At 68.1% G+C, this 2147-nt stretch carries 1 protein-coding gene; it reads right to left on the bottom strand.

Going from position 1 to position 2147, the window contains the following annotated elements:
• The coding region (locus QSJ59_RS24235) for a type I polyketide synthase (protein ID WP_285762090.1) at positions 1-2147 on the bottom strand (2147 nt) is incomplete at both ends.

Below are 2147 nucleotides of genomic sequence, written 5' to 3'. Positions count from 1 at the left end.
ACCGTCCAGTCGACGTCCACACCGCGCACATGGACCTCAGCCAACGAACACAACAACCGACGCAAACCACCGTCATCACGCCGCAGCGTCCCCGTGACCAAGGCCCGGGAGGTGTCTTCGTCCCCCTGGACCAAGTCGTAGATGCTGGTGGTCAACACCGGATGCGGGCTGACCTCGATGAACGCCCCGAACCCCTCTTCGGCCAACCCACGAATCGCATCGGCGAAGCGCACCGGCTCACGCAGGTTCCGGAACCAATACCCACCGTCCAGAACGGAGCCGTCGACCCGCTGCCCCTGCACCGTGGACCACATCCCCACCGCCCCCGCCCGCGGTGCGACGTCCGCCAACCCCTCCACCAGCTGCGCCCGGATCTCCTCCACATGCCCGGAATGACCGGCGAACTCCACTCCGGGCAACCGCCAACGGAGGATGCCCTCCCGGGACAACTGTCGCTCGAAATCGGTCAACGCATCGGCGTCCCCCGCCACGGTGACCGACTCGGGACCATTCACCGCAGCCAGCCACAAACGCCCGGCATAAGCCGACAACAAACCCTCGACCCGCTCCACCGGCGCCATAACAGTGACCATGGACCCCCGACCGACCAGATGCCGCGCGATCAACCCACTACGCACCACCACCACCCGCGCCGCATCCTCCAACGACAACACCCCCGCCACACACGCCGCCGCCACCTCCCCCTGCGAATGCCCCACCACCGCCCCAGGCACCACACCCACCGACTCCCACAACCGCGCCAACGCCACCATCACCGCAAACGACACCGGCTGCACCACATCAACACGATCCAACGAAGGCGCCCCCACATCCCCCCGAACCACCCCCAACAAATCCCACCCCACCAACGGATCAATCACCCCAGCACACGCACGCAACGCCTCCGCAAACACCGGAACAGACTCATACAACTCCGCCCCCATCCCCACCCACTGCGCACCCTGACCAGGAAAAACAAACACCACCCCCCCACACACATCAGCACGCCCCACCACCACCGACCCCAACCCCAACCCAGACCCAGACCCAGACCCAGACCCAGCAACCACACCCAACCCCGCAACCGCCTCCCCCCCACCAGCAGCCACCACCACCGCCCGATCCACCAAAGACGCACGCGACGTGGCCAGGGAATACGCGGTATCCACCAAAACCGGAGCCACCTCCCCCTCCGCAACCAACCGCTCCTCCAAATGAGCAGCAAGCCGAACCGCCTGAGCACGCAACCCCGCACCCCCCCGCCCCGACACCACCAACGGCAAACAGGCCGGCAGAACGACAGGGGTGGGGGGTTGCGGTGCCACCGGCGGTGCCTGTTCGAGGACGAGGTGGGCGTTGGTCCCACTGGCACCGAAGGCCGATACCGCGGCCCGGCGAGGACGCCCCGTGTCCGGCCAGTCGCGCTGCTCGACCAGAAGCTCCACCGCGCCCGCCGACCAATCCACGTGCGGTGAGGGTTCGTCGACGTGCAGAGTGCGGGGCAGGACCCCCTCCCGCATGGCCATGACGGTCTTGATCACCCCCGCGACCCCCGCCGCCCCCTGGGTATGACCGATGTTGGACTTCAACGACCCCAACCACAACGGCTCACCCGAACGACCCTGGCCATAGGTCGCCAACAACGCCTCGGCCTCGATCGGATCCCCCAACCGGGTCCCGGTGCCGTGTGCCTCCACCGCGTCCACATCGGCGGCGGACAGACCGCCGCTAGCCAGCGCCGCACGGATCACCCGTTCCTGCGACGGAGCGTTGGGCGCCGTCAACCCGTTCGACGCACCGTCCTGGTTCACCGCGCTGCCGCGCAGCACCGCCAACACAGCGTGACCGTTCCGCCTGGCCTGCGACAACCGCTCCAGGAGCACCAGGCCGATGCCCTCTCCCCAGCCGGTGCCGTCGGCCGCGGCCGCGAACGCCTTGCACCGGCCATCGGCAGACAGCGCACGCTGCCGGGAGAACTCGATGAACGTGTCAGGAGTAGCCATCACCGTGGCGCCGCCGGCCAGGGCCATGGAGCACTCACCCCGACGCAACGCCTGCGCCGCCAGATGAATCGCCACCAACGACGACGAACACGCCGTATCAACCGTGATCGCCGGCCCCTCCAGGCCCAGCGTGTAGGCCACCCG

The sequence above is a fragment of the Nocardiopsis ansamitocini genome, from assembly GCF_030268225.1.
GTDB classification, from domain to species: Bacteria; Actinomycetota; Actinomycetes; order Streptosporangiales; family Streptosporangiaceae; genus Nocardiopsis_D; species Nocardiopsis_D ansamitocini.
Note: the sequence above shows the minus strand (reverse complement) of the source record. Positions and strands in the feature narration are given on the sequence as shown.